The sequence below is a fragment of the Streptomyces sp. NPDC057428 genome, from assembly GCF_042803195.1.
Lineage (GTDB): Bacteria > Actinomycetota > Actinomycetes > Streptomycetales > Streptomycetaceae > Streptomyces.
This window is the reverse complement of sequence record NZ_JBHVCT010000105.1, coordinates 1-18718: the sequence shown is the minus strand read 5'-3', so window position 1 is coordinate 18718 and position 18718 is coordinate 1. Positions and strand designations below refer to the sequence as shown.

The window sequence follows — 18718 nt, the reverse complement described above, 5'->3', positions numbered from 1 at the left end:
AGGCGGACGACACGAGCACGGATCCTGCCGCACCCGCCCACCACCTGTCACATCGTCAGACAGTGACCCAGACCACGACCTTCTGAATGCTTACGCTGCCGTGGGGACTGCACCCTGGCTCTGCCGCCGATCCGTGGGTCGCCCGCGCACGAGGCGTGCTGCGCCGGGCTCACCTGCCGCTGCTCTCCGAGCTGGCGCTTCAGGAATCCGGATATGTACCTGACTTCCTCAATCCCTATCCATCGCGCCCCTTCCCCACTGTCGAGGAGGAACTGGAGCAGGTCCGTTCCACCCCGCCCGACCGCGTCCTGAGCGAACTAGCGGCATTACGCGAAGGGCGGCCACGCAGCGGACTCACCGGCCGCGAAATCCCCGCGGGGGTGCAGCGGGCAATGGCACACGGCGGCGCGCACGTGGCCCGACAAGCCGCACAGGAGCTGCGGCACTACTGGGAACTAGCCTTCGCCCCGCATTGGGAGGCCGCCAAGACCGCCCTGGCCGCGGAGATCGGTCGATGCGCCGGCGTGCTGGCCGGGCACGGAGCAGCAAAGCTCTTCGACTCGCTGCACCACGACATCGAGTGGGCCGACGGCACCCTGCGCGTCCAGAGCCGGTTCCGCATCGCGCTCCGGGTACCCCAGATCGTCGTGACGCCATCGATCGTCGCACCCCGGGCGGCCGCGGCCATAGATGCCACACAAGGCGTGACCCGGCCCCCCATGCTCATCTATCCCGTACGCGGCAACACCGGCGCCCACACCAACGTCATCGCCCCGGAGAACCCGTCGTCCGAGATGGCCCAGCTCCTCGGTCCCACCCGCGCCGCACTCCTCAGCGCCCTGGTACACCCGGCCTCCACCGCCCAGCTCGCGGCACGTCACTTCCTGAGCACTGCGACGGTCTCGTACCACCTCGGCATACTGCACCGGGCGGGCCTGGTCTCCCGCACACGGGCCGGCCGTGCGGTGCTGTACCGCCGCACCGCTGAAGGATCCAGACTGACCAGGAACCGTTAAAGATTCTTTGCCCTGGTAGGGGTGTTTGACAATGCAGTGCTGCCGTTCATGATTGCGGGGTGTTGGTCCAAGTGGAAGCGGTGGGGCAGGTCGCCGACGGGCCCGCGACGGTTCGGGTGCGCGCGGAGGTGGGTGTCGCTGCTGCGTTCTGGTGCGGCGATCCGACGGGGCCGGACCGCGAGCATCGTGTGGAGTGGACTGTTGAAGAGGACGTGGTCTGGGGCGGCAACACCCGTCCAACCACTTCATTCTCACCCGCAGTGGGTGAGGAGGAAGGCTGTCGGATCGTCTTTCGGGGGCGGCTTGGCCTGACGGGCGATGTCGGAGCCGTGCTGGAAGTAGCTGGCAGCCAAATCCTGTTCGACCTCGCCGATCCGCCGCCACCGGATGCTGTCGATGGAACGTGGGTCGAGGTCCGTGTGGAGCGGAGCAGTGTCAGCGTGTACTCCTGACCGACCGGATCGGGGAGCTGCTGGAGAACCGCTTGCCGAGGTCGCCCAGCACGCCGGAGTCTCGGCGAGCACGGTGAGCTACGTCCTCAGCGGGAAGCGGTCGATCTCCGCTCTCACCCGGGAGCGCGTGGAGGACAGCATCCAGCAGTTGGGCTGCCACCCCGGCGCCGTCCAACATCGTCGCGCTGAGGGTGCCGCTGCGAACGGACATGTAGCGCCGAGCGCGCTGCGGACAATAATCCGGGCCAAGGAACAGGAGACGGGCACCCGCATCCTGTACCGGCCCTGCGAGGGCGGCTACGCCCGGCACGCTCGCGCGGATCTTCGACGAGCGGCCGGACACGACCGGCTTCATCGTCCAGAACGAGGCCGCCGTCGAGCCCCTGCTCGATCTCCTTCGGCAGCAAGGGCGGGCGGTTCCGGAGGACGTCTCGGTCGTGGCGATCTGCCCCGGGCAGGTGGCCAGGCAGGCCGTGCCCGGAGGCAGCTGGACCGGGCAGCTCACCGGCGAGCGGTTCACCAGTCGCTGGTCCTGCGCGCGGTACGAGACCGGGCGGGGAAGCGGCCGGCGCGGTAACCGTGGCGTGACTCCGGGGCCGGCATGCCCACGGTGGGGCTCGTGCGAGGGCGGCCGCCCGGCCTTTACGGAGAGTGTTCCCGTGCGTACGCACGGGAGTCGCCTTGCGTACGCGCGCGGCCCGCCTTGCCCACGCGCGCAGAGAGCCCCCGTACGCGCGCGGCGGCCGCAGCCCGTCGCCAAGCCGGTCATCCCTCGGCGGGCCGCCCGCTTCGGGGCCGTGTCCACCCGCCGCTGACCCCAACATGGGCGGCTCGCGTCCCCTCGCCGATCGGGGCGTCAGCAGTGAGTCACATCACCCGTTGTGAATTTCTCGGCATACATTCCGCCGGACCGGGGAGGTGTCCGGGCCGCTGGTGTGCCCTCATCCCGGTCCCCGGCGCGGAACAGTGCTCGGCCGGACCGGTGCGGAGCAACCCAGGCACGGAAGGCAGATCGCTACATGTCGGCTCACCTCTCGTCGGCCAGTCCGGCGGCGGTACTGGAGACCATCCACATCGACGGCACCTGGCGCGGTGCCGTCTCAGGTGCCACGCGCGAGATCCTGGACCCCGCCGACGCCACCGTCCTGGCCCGCGTCTCCGAGGGAGGCGCAGAGGACACCGACGCCGCGGTCGCCGCCGCGCGCCGTGCCTTCGACGACGGCCCCTGGCCCCACAGGCCGGTGGCCGAGCGGGCCGGACTCCTGCGCCGCGTCGCAGGTCTCCTCCAGCGGGACCGCGAGGAGATCGCGATCATCGAGAGCCGTGACACCGGAAAGACTCTGGAGGAGGGCCGCGTCGACGTCGACGACGTGACCAACGCCTTCCGCTACTTCGCCGACCTCGTCATGAACGAGAGCGGCGGCAGGGTCGTCGACGCCGGCGACCCTGACGTGCACAGCATCGTCGTGCACGAGCCGGTCGGCGTCTGCGCCCTGATCGCCCCCTGGAACTACCCCCTGCTCCAGGCCAGCTGGAAGATCGCCCCGGCCCTCGCCGCCGGCAATACCTTCGTGCTCAAGCCGAGCGAGGTCACCCCGCTCTCCACCGTCCACCTGATCCGGCTGCTCGCGGAGGCCGGACTCCCCGACGGGGCGGCCAACCTCGTCACCGGCGCGGGCGACCCGGTCGGCGCCAGGCTGTCCGAGCACCCGGACGTGGACATGGTCTCCTTCACCGGCGGTCTCGCCAGTGGCACGAAGGTGGCCCAGGCCGCCGCGCCGACGGTCAAGAAGGTCGCCCTGGAGCTGGGCGGCAAGAACCCCAACGTCGTCTTCGCCGACGCGTGCGCCACCGAGGACGGCTTCGACACCGCCGTGGACCAGGCACTGAACGCCGCGTTCTTCCACAGCGGCCAGGTCTGCTCCGCCGGTGCCCGGCTCATCGTCGAGGAGTCCGTCCGGGAGCGTTTCGTCACCGAGCTCGCCCGTCGCGCCGACGCGATACGGCTCGGCCGGGGTACCGCGGAAGGCGTCGAATGCGGTCCGCTGGTCTCGGCGCAGCAGCTCGCCAAGGTGGAGGCCTACGTGGCGTCCGCCCGTGAGGAAGGTGCGGTCGTCCGCTCCGGCGGAGCGCGCCCCGAACCCTCGGACGTCCGGCCCGCCGACGGCTACTTCTACCGGCCGACCGTCCTGGACGGCTGCCACCGGGAGATGAAGGTGGTCCGCGAGGAGACCTTCGGCCCGATCCTCACCGTCGAGACCTTCCGTACCGAGGAAGAGGCCATCACGCTGGCCAACGACACGGACTACGGACTGGCCGGCGCGGTATGGACCACCGACGCCGGCCGCGCCCGGCGCGTCGCCGGCCGGTTGCGGCACGGCACCGTCTGGATCAACGACTACCACCCCTACCTCCCGCAGGCCGAGTGGGGCGGCTTCGGCAAGTCCGGCACGGGCCGTGAGCTTGGCCCCACCGGCCTCGCGGAGTACCGCGAGGCCAAGCACATCTACCAGAACCTCAACCCGCGCCCGCAGCGCTGGTTCGCCGGCTGACGGCAACGCCCCGCTCGACGCGACTCGCACGCCCGGCCGAACCCGGCCGGCCCTCCGGCTGATCGCATCTCCTCCCACCCGCGCGGCTGTTCGCAGATCCGCGCACAAGCCGGCACCGCGCACAAGCCAGCACCTTGCAGAAGGAGCAACCGATGCCCCCGTCCCCCAGCACCGCACGCCCCGAACCCGTCGACTACCTGATCGTCGGAGGAGGTACCGCAGGATCGGTCATCGCCTCCCGTCTCACCGAGGACCCCGGCGTCACCGTCACCGTGATCGAGGGCGGGCCGACGGACATCGACCGCGAGGACGTCCTCACGCTCCGCCGCTGGCTCGGCCTGCTCGGTGGCGACCTCGACTACGACTACCCCACCACGGAGCAGCCACGCGGCAACTCCCACATCCGGCACAGCAGGGCCCGGGTGCTGGGAGGCTGCTCCTCGCACAACACCCTGATCAGCTTCAAGCCGCTGCCCGGTGACTGGGACGAGTGGGCCGAGGCCGGGGCCGAGGGCTGGGACGCGGCGTCCATGGACCCCTACTTCGCCCGTCTGCGCAACAACATCGTGCCCGTGGACGAGAAGGACCGGAACGCCATCGCCCGCGACTTCGTCGACGCCGCCCGGGCGGCGGCCGGCGTCCCGCGGGTGGAGGGCTTCAACCGCAAGCCGTTCCACGAGGGTGCGGGCTTCTTCGACCTGGCGTACCACCCGGAGAACAACAAGCGCTCCTCGGCATCCGTCGCCTACCTCCACCCGCACATCGAGGCCGGTGACCGCCCCAACCTCTCGATCCTGCTGGAGACATGGGCGTACCGGCTGGAGTTCGAGGGCAACCGCGCCACCGGTGTGCGGGTACGCACCAAGGACGGCGAGGAGCACCTGCTGCGCGCCACGCGTGAGGTCATCGTCTGCGCGGGTGCGGTCGACACGCCCCGGCTGCTCATGCACTCCGGCGTCGGTCCGGCGAAGGACCTGGCCGGGCTCGGCATCCCCGTGGTCCACGACGCGCCGGGCGTCGGCGAGAACCTGCTCGACCACCCTGAGTCGGTCATCGTGTGGGAGACCGACGGCCCCATTCCGGAGAACTCCGCGATGGACTCCGACGCGGGCCTCTTCGTCCGGCGCGACCTCGGATCACGGGGCCCCGACCTGATGTTCCACTTCTACCAGATCCCCTTCACCGACAACCCGGAGCGCCTCGGCTACGAGAAGCCCGAGCACGGTGTGTCGATGACCCCGAACATCCCCAAGCCGCGCAGCCGTGGCCGCCTGTACCTCACGAGCGCCGACCCCGAGGTCAAGCCCGCCCTGGACTTCCGCTACTTCACCGACGAGGACGACTACGACGGGCGCACCCTGGTCGACGGGATCAAGCTCGCCCGCGAGATTGCGAAGACCGAGCCGCTCGCCCAATGGCTCAGGCGCGAGGTGTGCCCGGGGCCCGAGGTCACGTCCGACGAGGACATCAGCGAGTACGCCCGCAAGGTCGCGCACACCGTCTACCACCCCGCCGGCACCTGCCGCATGGGAGCCGTGGGCGACCCCACGGCGGTCGTCGACCCGCAGTTGCGGATCCAGGGTCTGGAGGGCATCCGGATCGCCGACGCGTCCGTCTTCCCGACCATGCCCGCGGTGAACCCCATGATCGGCGTGCTGATGGTGGGCGAGAAGTGCGCCGAACTGCTCCGAGCGACCCCGACCACCGGAGGCGATGTCCGATGAACGAAGCCAGTACCCCTGTGTTCAGCGTCAAGAACCTCTGGAAGGTCTTCGGCCCCAAGGCCGACCGCATACCCGGCAGCGAGTACGCGGCCCTGCCGCCCGCCGAACTGCGCGAGCGCACCGGCTGCACCGCCGCGGTGCGCGACGTCTCCTTCGACGTGCACAAAGGCGAGGTCTTCGTCGTCATGGGCCTGTCGGGATCCGGCAAGTCGACGCTCGTGCGCTGTCTGACCCGGCTCATCGAGCCCACCAGCGGCACCCTCGCCATCGACGGCGAGGACGTCCTCGCGATGGACACCACCCGGCTGCGTGAACTGCGCCGCCACCGCGCCGCGATGGTGTTCCAGCACTTCGGGCTCCTGCCGCACCGCACCGTCCTCGACAACGTCGCCTACGGCCTGGAGATCCAGGGCCTCGGCAAGTCCGAGCGGCGTGCCAAGGCGGCCGAACTCGTGGAGAAGGTCGGCCTCGCCGGGCTCGAGGACCGCCGCCCGGCCCAGCTGTCCGGCGGCCAGCAGCAGCGTGTCGGACTCGCCCGCGCGCTCGCCGTCGACCCGTCCGTGCTCCTCTTCGACGAGCCCTTCAGCGCCCTCGACCCGCTCATCCGCCGCGAGATGCAGGACGAGGTCGTCCGGCTGCACCGCGAGGAGGGCCGCACCATGGTCTTCATCACCCATGACCTCAGCGAGGCGCTCCGCCTCGGCACCCGCATCGCGCTGATGCGTGACGGCGGCATCGTCCAGCTCGGGACCCCCGAGGAGATCGTCGGCTCGCCCGCCGACGACTACGTGCGCGAGTTCGTCCGCGACGTGCCGCGCGAGCAGGTCCTCACCGTCGCCTCCGCCATGCGCCCGCCGGCCGCCGGGGACGCCGACGGCGGCCCGGTCGTCCGGCCGGGGGCCACCGTCTCCGAGGCCATCGAGGCCGTCTCCCGCTCGGGCGGCTCCGTCGCCCGGGTGATGGAGGACGGCAGGCTGCTCGGAGTGGTCGACCACGCCTGCCTGCTCGACGTCGTCGCGGGCACGGGAGCCCGTGAGGTGACCGTCTGATGGCCACCGCACAAGCGACCACACGCACCGCCGCCGGCCCCCCGGGCACCGGCCCGCTCGCCGCCCTGCGCGGCCGGCCGGCCCTCGGCAAGATCCTCCTGCTGCTGGCGGTCGCCGCCGTCGCGGTCCCCCTCGTGCAAGCCCGGTGGGGCGGCGGCGTCTGGCCCTCGGCCCTCACCGTGGACCTGACCGGCCCCCTCGGAGAGGTCAACGACTGGATCATCGGCAACCGGGACAGCCACCCGCTGTTCCTCTACTTCTTCGGCCATATCAGCAACGCCGTCGTCCTGTCGGTGCGGGGTGTCTACCTCGCGCTGCTCGCCCTCGGCTGGGCGGGCGTCACCGCGGTCGCCGCACTCGTCGCGTGGCGGGTGGCCGGTTGGCGCCTGGCGCTGACCGCCGGCGTGTCCTTCCTCGTCTGCGGAGTGCTCGGCATGTGGGTGCCGACCATGCAGACCCTGGCCCTGATGAGCGTCGCGGTGCTCGCTTCCGTGGTGCTGGGCCTGCTTCTCGGACTCGCGGGCGGGCTCTCGGACCGTACGTTCCGCGTCCTGCGCCCCGTGCTGGACACCATGCAGGTGCTGCCCGCCTTCGCCTATCTGCTGCCCGTCGTGCTGATCTTCGGCATCGGCGTGCCCGGCGCGGTCCTCGCCACCGTGGTCTACGCGGCTCCGCCGATGGCCCGGCTCACCGCGCTCGGACTGCGCGGTGCCGACGCCGGTGTCATGGAGGCCGTCGCCTCGCTCGGCGCGACCGGCCGTCAGCGCCTGCTGACCGCCCGGCTGCCGCTGGCCCGCAAGGAACTGCTCCTGGGGCTCAACCAGACCATCATGATGGCGCTCTCCATGGCAGTCATCGCCTCCGTCATCGGCGCCGGCGGTCTCGGTGACCGCGTCTACCAGGCGCTGTCCTCCGTCGACGTCGGCGCGGCGCTCGCCGCCGGCATACCCATCGTGCTGCTGGCCGTCGTGCTGGACCGCACGACCGAGGCGGCCGGCCGGAGGATCGGCACGGAGCCCAGCGGCCCCGCCGCCCTGCGAGGAGCGCGCGGCTGGGGGATCGCCGCCCTGATCGCCGCCGTCGTGGCCGTGGCAGGCCGCTTCACCGGGGGCCGTCTCTGGCCCGAGGGCGGCATCGTCACCATCGCGGGACCGGTCAACACGGCCAAGGACTGGATGGTCGACCACCTCTACACCGGCGTCCCCGTCATCGGCGGAACCGCCGACTGGGCCGCGCACTTCACCAGCTGGATCCTCAACCCGCTGCGCAGCGGGCTGCAGGGGCTGCCCTGGTGGTCCGTACTCCTGATCGTCGCCGCCCTCGCCTGGACGATCGGCACCTGGCGCACGGCGCTCACCGCCGTGCTGGCCATGGCCGCCATCGGAGTCCTCGGTGTGTGGGACCAGTCGATGGACACGCTCAGCCAGGTCATCGCCGCCGTCGCGGTCACCCTGGTCCTGGGCTTCGCCATCGCCGTCGGCGCCGCACGCAGCAGGCGATTCGAACGGCTGCTGCGGCCCGTCCTGGACGTCTTCCAGACGATGCCGCAGTTCGTCTACCTCATCCCGGTGGTCGCCCTCTTCGGTGTCGGCCGCGCCCCCGCCGCGGCGGCCGCGGTCGTCTACGCGCTGCCCGCCGTCGTCCGCATCACCACCCAGGGGCTGCGAGGCGTCGACCCCGCCGCGATGGAGTGTGCCCGCTCGCTCGGCGCCACCAGCGGCCAGCAACTGCGCCAGGTCCAGATCCCTCTGGCCAGGCCCGCGTTGCTGCTCGCCGTGAACCAGGGCGTCGTGCTGGTCCTCGCCGTCGTCATCATCGGCGGACTCGTCGGCTCCGGCGCGCTGGGCTACGACGTCGTGTTCGGCCTGGCACAGGGCGACCTGGCCACCGGTCTCGTCGCAGGCGCCGCCATCGTCTGCCTCGGACTGATGCTGGACCGGGTCACCCAGCCCACCGCCCGCCGCCAGCGGAAGGAGAGCTGACATGGCTCGCACCCGTACCCGCGCCCGTCTCCGTACGTCCGCGATCCTCGCCTCCGCGGCAGCCCTGCTGGCTGTCACCGGCTGCGGCGCGGCGGACATGACCAAGCAGGCGAGCCCCTTCGCGGCCCCCGCCGACATCAAGACCGTCACGCTGTCCGTCCAGTCCTGGGTCGGTGCGCAGGCCAACGTGGCCGTGGCGCAGAAGATCCTCCAGGACGAGCTGGGCTACCGCGTCGACCTCGTGCAGACCGACGAGGTACCCGCCTGGGACGCGCTCAGCCAGGGCCGCGTCGACGCCATCCTGGAGGACTGGGGCCACCCGGACCAGGAGAAGCTGTACGTCAAGGACAAGAAGACCATCGTGCCCGGTGGCGATCTCGGCGTCACCGGGCACATCGGCTGGTACGTGCCCAAGTACTGGGCGGACGAGCACCCGGACGTCACGAACTGGAAGAACCTCGACAAGTACGCGGACGAGCTGCGCACCCCGGAGAGCGGCGACAAGGGCCAGCTGATGGACGGTTCGCCGTCCTACGTCACCAACGACAAGGCGCTGGTGAAGAACCTCGGCCTCGACTACAAGGTCGTCTTCGCCGGATCCGAGGCCGCGCAGATCACCCAGATGCAGCAGTTCGCCAAGGAGAAGAAGCCCTTCCTGAGCTACTGGTACCAGCCGCAGTGGCTGTTCAACGAGGTGCCGATGGTCGAGGTGAAACTGCCGGAGTACTCCGACGCGTGCGCGGCGAAGGCCCCGGAGGACATCGACTGCGCCTACCCCAAGACTCCGCTGCAGAAGTACCTGAACGCGGGCTTCTCCAAGCGCGGCGGGGACGCGGCAGCCTTCCTGAAGAAGTTCAAGTGGTCCGAGAAGGACCAGAACGAGGTCTCGGAACTGATCGCCTCCGAGCGACTGTCGCCCGACGAGGCGGCCGGCCGCTGGATCCAGGAGCACCCGGACGTCTGGAAGAAGTGGCTCGCCCGGTGAGGTGAGCCCGGTAACCTTCCCCGGCTCGCAGTCAGCCGCCGCGGCACCTGCCGCGGCGGCCGACCGCGTTCCGGGGGCAACCCTCTTGCGGGACCGGTGTTCCGGAAGCCGGGGGAGCGTCGGGCCCGCGAGGGAGGGGTTCGTCGTAGGGTGAGAGGCGCTCAGGGAGGCAGACGGCCGAGGGAGCCAAGGATGACGCGGTACCTGATCTCGTTCGACGACGGCGCGATGACCTTCCCCGAGGCGGAGTTGGCCGAGGTGGCAGAGGCCTCGCACGCCGTGGTGCGCGCGGCCCGGGACGCCGGTGTGTGGGTCTTCGGCGGCGGACTGGAAAGGCAGCGGGCGAGCGTCGTGGCCACCGACGGGACCGTCGCCGACGGCCCGTACCCGGAGACCAAGGCGGTGCTCGGCGGATTCTCGGTCATCGATGTCCCCACACGTGAGGACGCGCTGGAATGGGCCGCCAGGATCGCTGCCGCGTGCCGCTGCGCGCAGGAGGTCCGGGAGATCATGCCCGACCCGGCCGCTTGACGGAGGACCGGCCGCGCGCCGCGATGACAAGGGTCGCCGCTACGAGCGCCGCGGCGAGGATGCCGGTCACCAGCACGGGCACCGGGGTGAAGGTCGAGGCGAGGACGGCGAGGACGGCGAGCGGGTGGACGAGGTCGGTGCGGCTGCGGATCTCCGACGCCCGGTGATGCAGCAGCCACACCAGCATGACGAAGACGGCCACCGGGATGGTGAACGTCGCCGCGGCCGCACGGTCGGACAGGTGGCCGTGACCGGTCGAGTGCGCGACGTTCAGCGCCAGGCCCGCGCCGACGGCCGCGGCCGAGGCGAAGACGAGATAGTGACCGTAGCCCCAGAGGAGCGCGGACCTGAGTCCGTTGAGCCGGCGGGGGGCGTTCTGCGCGAAGTAGAGCCACCAGAGGGAGAACACCGTCAGCACGCCTCCGACGACCAGGGTCGCGATGTCGCCGATCGCCGTCTCGTCGTCGAGGGCGGTGCGGACGGCGACGGTCGCCGCGGTGATGGTCTCGCCGAGGACGATCAGCGTGAAGAGGCCGTACCGCTCCGCGATGTGGTGGGGGTGCCAGGTGGTGGCGGCGATGCTCTCGGCCCAGACGGGGACGGCGAGTTCGGCCACGACCAGGACGCCGAAGAGGGGGAGCCCCCAGTCGTCGGGCAGCGCGAGCCGGGCGACCCAGCCGATCTGCACGACCAGAATGCCGACCGCGTAGCGCAGGCAGCTGCGCCGGCGTTCGGGGTCGGAGTGCGCCGCACGCAGCCACTGGGTGACCATGGCCAGCCGCATGACGACGTAGCCCCAGGTGATGACGGCGAAGTCCTCGTGTTCCAGGGCCTGCGAGACGCCCGCCGCCAGAACGAGCGCACCCGTGATCTGGACGAGGGTCAGCAGCCGGTACGGCACGTCGTCGGTGTCGTAAGCGGACGCGAACCAGGTGAAGTTCATCCACGCCCACCAGATCGCGAAGAACACCATCGCGTAGCCGAGGAGCCCGTGACCGACGCGGCCCTCGGCGAGTTCGTGCTCGAAGGCCACCGAAGCCTGGGCGACGGCGGCGACGAAGCACAGGTCGAAGAACAACTCGAGTGCGGTCGCCGTGCGGTGCTCCTCGCTGGAGAGGCGGGCGACCATCGGCCGGTGCCATGCGTCGGCGGCGGAGTGTGACTGGCTCATGCGTACCCGGTTTCGGCGTGGAGGGTTGTTCGGCCCCGGGCGGCCGCACGGGCCATCGGCCCGGTCGGCCCGCCCGGCGGCCACCGGTCACGTTACGAGCGCGCGGCGGGCGGAGGCAACGTCGACAGGCCTGCGAGGCCCGCCCGGCGGCGCCGCCTGCCCGCACGTCCGGACGGCGAGGAACCCGAGGTCGGACGGACCGGCGCACATCCGACCACCCGAGGTCAGACGACCGGTCGCACATCCTCCGGCTCCGGACGTTCGAACTGGGTGCGGTGCAGTTCCTCGTACCGTCCCCCGGCGGCCAGCAGTTCGTCGTGCGTGCCCCGTTCGACGACGCGGCCGTCCTCGACGACGAGGATCAGGTCGGCGGACCGCACCGTCGAGAGGCGGTGGGCGATCACCACCGCCGTACGGCCCTCCAGCGCCTCGGCCAGGGCCTCCTGGACAGCCGCCTCCGAGGTGGAGTCCAGGTGGGCGGTCGCCTCGTCCAGGATCACCACCCGCTGCCGGGCCAGCAGCAGACGCGCGATGGTGAGGCGCTGGCGCTCACCACCGGAGAGCCGGTAGCCGCGCTCTCCGACCACCGTGTCCAGGCCCTCGGGCAGCGAGGCGACCAGTCCGTCCAGCCGGGAGCGGCGCAGCGCGTCCCAGATATCCTCCTCGGCCGCCTCCGGCCGCGCGAGCAGCAGATTGGCGCGCACGGACTCGTGGAAGAGGTGCCCGTCCTGGGTCACCATGCCGAGCGTCTCCCGGATCGAGTCGGCCGTGAGATCCCGTACGTCGACGCCGTTCAGCCGGACGGCACCGGCGTCGGTGTCGTACAGCCGGGGGAGCAGCTGGGCGATCGTCGACTTGCCCGCCCCGGACGAACCGACCAGCGCGACCATCCTCCCCGGTTCCGCGGTGAAGGTGATGTCGTGCAGCACCCTGGCCCCGTCGCCGGAATCCAGCGTGGCGACCTCTTCGAGGGAGGCGAGGGACACCTTGTCCGCGGAGGGGTATCCGAACGACACCCCGTCGAACTCCACGGACACCGGCCCGTCCGGCACCCTGCGGGCACCGGGCTTCTCGGCGATCAGCGGCCGGAGGTCGAGGATCTCGAAGACCCGCTCGAAACTGACCAGCGCGCTCATGACCTCGACGCGGGCTCCGGCCAGCGAGGTCAGCGGCGCGTACAGGCGGGTGAGGAGCAGGGCCAGGGCGACGACCGCCCCGGGCTCCAGGGTGCCGCGCAGCGCGTAGTAGCCGCCCAGCCCGTAGACCAGTGCGAGTGCCAGGGCCGACACCAGGGTGAGTGCCGTGATGAAGGTGGACTGCAGCATCGCCGTGCGGATGCCGATGTCGCGTACCCGGCCCGCCCTGGCCGCGAATTCGGCGGACTCGTCGGCGGGACGTCCGAACAGCTTGATGAGCGTCGCACCCGGCGCCGAGAAACGCTCGGTCATCTGTGTGCCCATGGTGGCGTTGTGCCCGGCGGCCTCCCGCTGGAGGGCCGCCATCCGCGAACCCATCCGGCGGGCGGGGACGACGAACAGCGGCAGGAGCACCAGGGCGAGCAGCGTGATCTGCCAGGAGATCGTGAGCATCACGGCGAGCGTCAGCAGCAGGGTGACGAGGTTGGAGACGACACCGGACAGGGTGTTGCTGAACGCCCGTTGCGCTCCGATCACGTCGTTGTTGAGCCGGCTGACCAGCGCGCCGGTGCGGGTACGGGTGAAGAAGGCGACCGGCATCCGCTGCACGTGGTCGAAGACGGCGGTGCGCAGATCGAGGATGAGCCCTTCACCGAGGGTCGCCGACAGCCACCGGGTGAGGAGCCCGAGACTCGCCTCCGCCACGGCGATCAGCGCGATGAGCAGGGCGAGCCACGTGACCGTCCCCGCCTCCTTGCCCTGCACGATCGCGTTGACGACACGGCCCGCCAGGACCGGTGTGGCCACCGCGAGGAGCGCGGTGACCACACTGAGCAGCAGGAAACGGCTGATCCGGCCACGGTGCGGCCGGGCGAACTCCCCGATGCGGCGCAGGGTGGCGCGGGAGAGGGGTCTGCGGTCCTTCTGCGCGTTCATCGTGCTGTGCAGTGAATGCCACGCGGTGACTTCCATGTCCATGCGGGTGTGCCTCCGTAGTGGGTCGGTACGCACCGAACGCTAGGACCCCGAGCGGACTTGAGGTCAAACGTCCCGCACCGGCTTCACCCGGCAGTGCGATCAGCGCGCCCGGACAGTCGCCATGACGTCCCGGTCCGGCTGAAGCGTAAGTGTCGGTACGGGGCCGATGTCGCCCGGGTCGACCTCCCGTGAGGGAGAGGTATCTGCCGCGGGCCTCGTACCCACCGCCGTTGTCCCGTCACGACCGGCTGTTCCCTGAGCCGACTGTGGGCAGGAGGCCTCGTCGCCGCGCAGGCACGTGTGGGTCCACGCGGGTGCTCCACCCACGGCCGGCCTGACCGGCGGCCGGTCCGCGTGCCGCCCGGGTGGTCGTCGGGTGCGTACGAAGCTGTGCCAGGTCGCCTGCCAGGGTCCGGCCGTCCCGGGTCCGGCCGTCCCGGGTCCGGGGCCGGACAGCACGGCCGGCTCGCTCCCGGGAGGCGCGGCCGGTGGCGGAGGGATCAGCGCCGCCGCGTAGAGGGCGGCGAGCAGATGTGCGGCGAGCAGGGTGCCGGCCCGCTGTGCGGGGCGCACGCTCAGCACCTGCCCGAGCCGGCGGCGGACCGTGCCGGGGGCATCGGTGCCACGGCTGCGGTACGCGCGCCGCATGGTGCGGGGCGAGGGCCGGGCGCGAAGACGGTGTCGTTCATAGCGCAAGCCTGTCCGCCGCCCACTCGGCGCGAGGCGCTCCTTCATCCGTTCGGCTCAGCGGACGCGCGAAGCGGTACACGCCGCCGCCCCGGAGGGTGACCCCCTCGCCGTGGACGCCGGCCTCACCGGCCCCGGGACGCGCGGTCACATGCCGGAGGGCCGCAGGCTCGGTGCCCGCGGCCCCCCGGCCCGCGTGTCACTCCGTCAGGCGCCCGGCGGAACCCGGGAGGGACGGCCGCCGCCCCGGGTCAGGGAGTAGCCGAACACAGCCGCCATCGCGGCGAGTACGCCGCCGCCCACGGTCCACAGCCAGCGGTCGGTCCACCAGCCGGAGGACCAGCCGTCCTCGGGATCGCCGGCGAGCGGGGTATCCGACTCCGATGAGGCGGACGTCCGGTCGGCCGAGGACGCGCCCGGCACGAGCGGCTTCGCGAGCGTGCCGTCCACGTCGTGCGCGCCGCCCTGGTCGGCGGAGGTGGCCTCGGTCTCGACGTGGACCGGGAGCCCCAGGTCCTCCTCGGCCAGGCCGACCACCGTCAGGCGGATGTAGTAGGTGCCGGGCAGCGGATCCGACGCCCACGGCTCGGACCACGCGCGCACGGTGCGCAGCACACAGGACAGCTCGACGGTGCTCGCGTCCGGTGCGGCCTTCCTGGTCTGGTGGCCGTACATGCAGGCCTGCCGGCGGCGGAGCCCGTCGTACACGTCCACCTGCCAGGTCGACGCGCCGTGCCGGGTGGCGCTCTCGGGGAGGCTCACCTTCGCCCGCACCGTGGCCCGTTGGCCCGCGTCGGCGGGGAAGGCCCAGTACAGGTAGTCACCCGTGGACGCGTCCGCCGTGGCCTTCGTGCCCTGCTGGATCGCTGTCGCGGTGCGGAAGGTGGTGCCGGCCTCGGTCGGTCCGGCGGCCTCGCCGTCGGCCGGGCTCGCGCTCGCCGACGGGTCGTCGGCGACGGCGGCCCCGCCCGAGGTGAGCAGCGCGACTCCGGCGAGGAGGGCGCCCACGCAACCGCGCCTCAGTGTGTTTCTACGGGTGGTACGCATCAGTTGGTCCTCCATACGGCGACGCGCCAGCGCGAGATCCAGCCGATCAGCAGACCGGCGATCAGCCCGGTCAGGACCATGACTCCCAGGAGCCACCAGCCCCGGCCGAGTCCGAATGCCGCCGTGTCGGCGGCCTCGTCGGGCGCGTCCACCAGGTCGATGGTCAGCTCGACGGGCATGCCGGGGGTCGTCTTCACGGACGGGGCCGTGGAGAAGGAATTGCTGAGCTGGAGGCACACGGTCTCGGGGGCGGGCGCGGTGCCCTCGTCCGTGTCGTCCTCCTCGGCCTTCGGGTAGCGCAGGCCGGACGAGATCATGTCCGTACGTCCGGTGCCGGACTCCGAGCCCCGGACGATCTCGCGCCCGTGCCTGGTCACCGCGCGCAGGAGCACGCCGTAGTCGTCGGCGACCGCGCGGTCCGCGGCCACACTGACGGAGGCACGCAGTTCCTGACCCGGCGCCACATCCACCCGGTACCAGCGGTGCTTGCCGATCTCCTGGCGGTCGGTGTAGAGACCGGCCTTCAGCTCGGGGGCCGCGGAACAGCTGCCCGCGCCCTCGGTCGCCACCGGGGTGACGACGGGCTCGGCGGCCCTGTCGACCAGCTGGGTCACCCGGCCCGAGAGTTCGTCGGTGTTCTGGACCGCGGTGTACGTGCCGCCGGTGGCCTCGGCGATGCAGGTCAGCTGCTGACGGATCTTGGCGTTGGGCACCAGGCCCAGCGTGTCGATGACCAGGTGGATCCCCCGGGCGGCGATGTCGCGGGCGACCTCGCAGGGGTCGAGCGGACCGCAGGTGTCCTCGCCGTCGGTGATCAGGACGATCCTCCGGGTGGAGTCACCGCCCTCGAGGTCGTCGGCTGCGCCGAGCAGGGCGGGCCCGATCGGGGTCCAGCCCGTCGGCGCCAGGGTGGCGACGGCGGTCTTGGCCTCCGTGCGGTCGAGCGGACCGACCGGGTAGAGCTGCTTGGTGTCCTTGCAGCCCACCTTGCGGTCGTCACCCGGGTAGTCGGCGCCGAGCGTACGGATGCCGAGCTCGACCTCTTCGGGCACCGCGTCCAGGACGTCGTTGAACGCCTGCTTGGCGGCGGATATCCGGGACTCTCCGTCCATGTCGCGGGTGCGCATGGACCCGCTGACGTCGAGGACAAGCTCGACCTTCGGCGATGCGGCGGTGGGGGGTTCGTCGGCGGCGGCCGGGAGGGCGGTGCCGAGCCCGGCGGCCAGGGTGGCGAGCAGAACGCACACCCCGGCCGTCAGCCGTTTTCTTATGATCATCGCCGGATCCTATTGAAGATCCGCAGTCATCCCCAAAACCGGTCCGCCGGGCGCCATTTCGGGGCCGCTCCCTATCCGCCGAGCAGTGGCCCCGCCACCCTGTCGAGCGCTGAGCCGACGCGCTCCCACGTCTCCGTGTCCCTTTCCAGCGGCGGGAGTTCGACGTGGGCGTTGGCGGCCTTCGCGTTCCAGCGGGTCGCGATGGCGACCGGGTCGCCACCGCCCGCCGCGGACGCGGCCAGGGCCGCGGCACCGCGGGCGACCAGTTCCCCGCCCCCGGGCACGATCAGTGGCCGTCCGGAGAGCCGGCGCACCGTCTCCACCCAGGTGCGGCCCTGCGCGCCGCCGCCGATCAGCCGCAGCGGCCTGCCGGCGACCTCGGGGTCGGCCGGGTCCAGCCCGCAGGCCCGCAGCAGCTCGTCCAGCGCCCGCAGCACGGTGAAGGCCGCGCCCTCGTACGCGGCGCCCAGCAGCTGCTGCGGCGTGGTGTCGTGCCTGAGCCCGGTGAGGAGGCCCGACGCGGTGGGCAGATCGGGCGTGCGCTCGCCGTCCAGGTACGGCAGGAGTACGGCCTCGCCCCCCGGCGTGGCGTCGTCGCGGTGCAGGCCGAGCAGGGTGGCGACCTTGTCGACGGCCAGGGTGCAGTTGAGGGTGCAGGCGAGCGGGAGGTACGTACCGTCGGCGGACGCGAATCCGGAGAGGGCCGTGGAGGCCGGCCGGGCCCGGGAGGCGGCGAACACCGTTCCCGACGTGCCGAGGCTGAGGACGGGGTGGTCCAGCAGGCCGGCGCCGCCCAGGCCGAGGCCGACGGCGGCGCTCATGTTGTCCCCGGTGCCGGCCGCGACGGCGATCCCGACGGGAAGGCCGAGCGACTCCGCCGCGGACGCGGTCAGCGAGCCGATCCGGGTCCCGCCGCCCTCGGCCACCTCCGGCAGCATCGAGGCGTCCAGGCCGAGGAGTTCCAGGAGCTCGGGGTCGTACGCCCCGGAAGCGGTCGAGTACCAGCAGGTGCCCGACGCGTCGCCGGGGTCCGTCGCGGCCGTGCCCGAGAGCCGTTCGGTGAGGAAGTCGTGCGGCAGCCGGACGCCGGCTGCCGCGTCGGCGCTCGCCGGGTCGTTCTCGCGCAGCCACCGCCACTTCGTTGCCGTCATGGACGCGACGGGTACGGTCCCGGTGCGAGCGGTCCAGGCGTCGGGCCCGCCCAGTTCGGCCACGAGCGCCGCCGCCTGTGGGGCGGAACGGGTGTCGTTCCACAGGAGCGCGGGGCGCAGCGGGCGGCCGGACCGGTCGAGCACCACGAGACCGTGCTGCTGGCCGGCGACACCGATGCCGGTGACGCAGGACGGGGAGATGACCGACTCCTTGAGTCCGGCCGCCACGGCGTCGCACAGTGCGCGCCACCAGATCTCGGGGTCGCTCTCGCGTGCCCCGCCCTCACCCGTGACCACGTGCGGCGCGCGGCCGACGGCGAGCAGCTCACCGGTCTCGGTGTCGGTGACAGCGGCCTTCGTGGACTGGGTGGAGCTGTCCACGCCGATGACGACGGTACGCGGCGGCATGGCCTACCTCTTCTCGTGCGGTTTTCCGGTGGTGCGGATTTTGGGAGTGCGACAAACAAATTACGTGATCGACGCCGTGCGGAACAGAGGCGTCCCTCGTTTCGCCGTTCGGGGGGTTACGTCCACCGTCCGCCGTGTGCATAATTAATCATGTCAGTGAACAAATAGGCCCGGGTGAAGACGACGGTCCCGGACCGCAGGCAGGCGAAGGCGGACAGACGATGACGGAACGCTTCACTCCCACTCCCGCGGACAGGTTCACCTTCGGTCTCTGGACCGTGGGCTGGCGGGGCAACGACCCGTTCGGTGAGCCGACCCGTCCCGCACTGGACCCGGTCGAGTCGGTGGAGCGGCTGGCCGAGCTCGGCGCGCACGGTGTCACCTTCCACGACGACGACCTGATCCCCTTCGGGTCCGACGAGAGCGAGCGGGCCCGCCTGATCGGCCGGTTCAAGGACGCCCTGGACCGCACCGGGCTGAAGGTCCCGATGGCCACCACCAACCTGTTCACCCACCCGGTGTTCAAGGACGGCGGCTTCACCTCCAACGACCGCGACGTGCGCCGCTTCGCC

At 71.7% G+C, this 18718-nt stretch carries 13 protein-coding genes and 2 pseudogenes; 10 read left to right on the top strand and 5 right to left on the bottom strand.

Annotated elements, in window-relative coordinates:
• Positions 1-86: 86 nt before the first annotated feature.
• The 9 genes and pseudogenes from ACFU5K_RS27805 (at position 87) to ACFU5K_RS27765 (ending at position 10291) form a co-directional block, all read left to right on the top strand.
• Entirely contained in the window at positions 87-1016 is a 930-nt protein-coding gene (locus ACFU5K_RS27805) for an ArsR/SmtB family transcription factor (protein WP_384066463.1), read from the top strand.
• A 59-nt stretch (positions 1017-1075) separates the two neighbouring features.
• Positions 1076-1468 (top strand): hypothetical protein, encoded by a 393-nt coding sequence (locus tag ACFU5K_RS27800; RefSeq protein WP_384066462.1) that lies wholly within the window; start codon positions 1076-1078, stop codon positions 1466-1468.
• Positions 1449-1941 (top strand): annotated as a pseudogene (locus tag ACFU5K_RS27795) (LacI family DNA-binding transcriptional regulator); the annotation flags it as partial. The gene ACFU5K_RS27800 and the pseudogene ACFU5K_RS27795, both read left to right, overlap by 20 nt.
• A 546-nt stretch (positions 1942-2487) precedes the next feature.
• Entirely contained in the window at positions 2488-4020 is a 1533-nt protein-coding gene (locus tag ACFU5K_RS27790) for an aldehyde dehydrogenase family protein (RefSeq protein ID WP_384066460.1), read from the top strand.
• A gap of 152 nt (positions 4021-4172) precedes the next feature.
• Positions 4173-5744, top strand: a complete 1572-nt coding sequence (locus tag ACFU5K_RS27785; RefSeq protein WP_384066459.1) for a GMC family oxidoreductase — start codon at positions 4173-4175, stop codon at positions 5742-5744.
• Positions 5741-6793, top strand: coding sequence for a glycine betaine/L-proline ABC transporter ATP-binding protein (locus ACFU5K_RS27780; protein WP_384066457.1), 1053 nt, complete (start codon positions 5741-5743; stop codon positions 6791-6793). Before ACFU5K_RS27785 ends, ACFU5K_RS27780 begins: the two co-directional genes overlap by 4 nt.
• Positions 6793-8775 carry an ABC transporter permease gene (locus ACFU5K_RS27775; RefSeq protein WP_384066456.1) on the top strand — a complete coding sequence of 661 codons (1983 nt, stop codon included), beginning with the start codon at positions 6793-6795 and terminating at the stop codon, positions 8773-8775. Before ACFU5K_RS27780 ends, ACFU5K_RS27775 begins: the two co-directional genes overlap by 1 nt.
• Position 8776: 1 nt before the next feature.
• Positions 8777-9760 carry an ABC transporter substrate-binding protein gene (locus ACFU5K_RS27770; protein ID WP_384066454.1) on the top strand — a complete coding sequence of 328 codons (984 nt, stop codon included), beginning with the start codon at positions 8777-8779 and terminating at the stop codon, positions 9758-9760.
• A 192-nt stretch (positions 9761-9952) separates the two neighbouring features.
• Positions 9953-10291 (top strand): YciI family protein, encoded by a 339-nt coding sequence (locus tag ACFU5K_RS27765; RefSeq protein WP_384066452.1) that lies wholly within the window; start codon positions 9953-9955, stop codon positions 10289-10291.
• On the opposite strand, the gene ACFU5K_RS27760 is transcribed toward ACFU5K_RS27765, so the two are convergent.
• The 5 genes from ACFU5K_RS27760 to xylB all read right to left on the bottom strand — a co-directional run bounded on the left by ACFU5K_RS27760 (position 10269) and on the right by xylB (position 18146).
• Positions 10269-11462: a low temperature requirement protein A gene (locus tag ACFU5K_RS27760; RefSeq protein WP_384066450.1), complete on the bottom strand. Its 1194-nt coding sequence runs from the start codon at positions 11460-11462 to the stop codon at positions 10269-10271. The two genes, ACFU5K_RS27765 and ACFU5K_RS27760, sit on opposite strands and share 23 nt — an antisense overlap.
• A 224-nt stretch (positions 11463-11686) precedes the next feature.
• A complete protein-coding gene (locus ACFU5K_RS27755) occupies positions 11687-13576 on the bottom strand; it encodes an ABC transporter ATP-binding protein (protein WP_384066448.1) in 1890 nt (629 codons plus the stop codon).
• A gap of 894 nt (positions 13577-14470) precedes the next feature.
• A complete protein-coding gene (locus ACFU5K_RS27750; protein ID WP_384066446.1) occupies positions 14471-15310 on the bottom strand; it encodes a hypothetical protein in 840 nt (279 codons plus the stop codon).
• The gene (locus ACFU5K_RS27745) at positions 15310-16587 is read right to left on the bottom strand and encodes a VWA domain-containing protein (protein WP_384066444.1); all 1278 of its coding nucleotides are present in this window, start codon (positions 16585-16587) and stop codon (positions 15310-15312) included. Before ACFU5K_RS27745 ends, ACFU5K_RS27750 begins: the two co-directional genes overlap by 1 nt.
• A 71-nt stretch (positions 16588-16658) precedes the next feature.
• Positions 16659-18146: a xylulokinase gene (gene xylB / locus ACFU5K_RS27740; protein WP_384066442.1), complete on the bottom strand. Its 1488-nt coding sequence runs from the start codon at positions 18144-18146 to the stop codon at positions 16659-16661.
• Positions 18147-18367: 221 nt separating this feature from the next.
• On the opposite strand from xylB, the pseudogene ACFU5K_RS27735 reads away from it, so the two are divergent.
• Positions 18368-18718: pseudogene (locus ACFU5K_RS27735) on the top strand (xylose isomerase); the annotation flags it as partial.

Coding starts and splice junctions, on each gene's coding strand:
- ACFU5K_RS27805 (WP_384066463.1), top strand. CDS start 87: ATGCTTACGCTGCCGTGGGGACTGCACCCTGGCTCTGCCGCCGATCCG.
- ACFU5K_RS27790 (WP_384066460.1), top strand. CDS start 2,488: ATGTCGGCTCACCTCTCGTCGGCCAGTCCGGCGGCGGTACTGGAGACC.
- ACFU5K_RS27785 (WP_384066459.1), top strand. CDS start 4,173: ATGCCCCCGTCCCCCAGCACCGCACGCCCCGAACCCGTCGACTACCTG.
- ACFU5K_RS27780 (WP_384066457.1), top strand. CDS start 5,741: ATGAACGAAGCCAGTACCCCTGTGTTCAGCGTCAAGAACCTCTGGAAG.
- ACFU5K_RS27775 (WP_384066456.1), top strand. CDS start 6,793: ATGGCCACCGCACAAGCGACCACACGCACCGCCGCCGGCCCCCCGGGC.
- ACFU5K_RS27770 (WP_384066454.1), top strand. CDS start 8,777: ATGGCTCGCACCCGTACCCGCGCCCGTCTCCGTACGTCCGCGATCCTC.
- ACFU5K_RS27765 (WP_384066452.1), top strand. CDS start 9,953: ATGACGCGGTACCTGATCTCGTTCGACGACGGCGCGATGACCTTCCCC.
- ACFU5K_RS27760 (WP_384066450.1), bottom strand. CDS start 11,462: ATGAGCCAGTCACACTCCGCCGCCGACGCATGGCACCGGCCGATGGTC.
- ACFU5K_RS27755 (WP_384066448.1), bottom strand. CDS start 13,576: ATGGACATGGAAGTCACCGCGTGGCATTCACTGCACAGCACGATGAAC.
- ACFU5K_RS27750 (WP_384066446.1), bottom strand. CDS start 15,310: ATGCGTACCACCCGTAGAAACACACTGAGGCGCGGTTGCGTGGGCGCC.
- ACFU5K_RS27745 (WP_384066444.1), bottom strand. CDS start 16,587: ATGATCATAAGAAAACGGCTGACGGCCGGGGTGTGCGTTCTGCTCGCC.
- xylB (WP_384066442.1), bottom strand. CDS start 18,146: ATGCCGCCGCGTACCGTCGTCATCGGCGTGGACAGCTCCACCCAGTCC.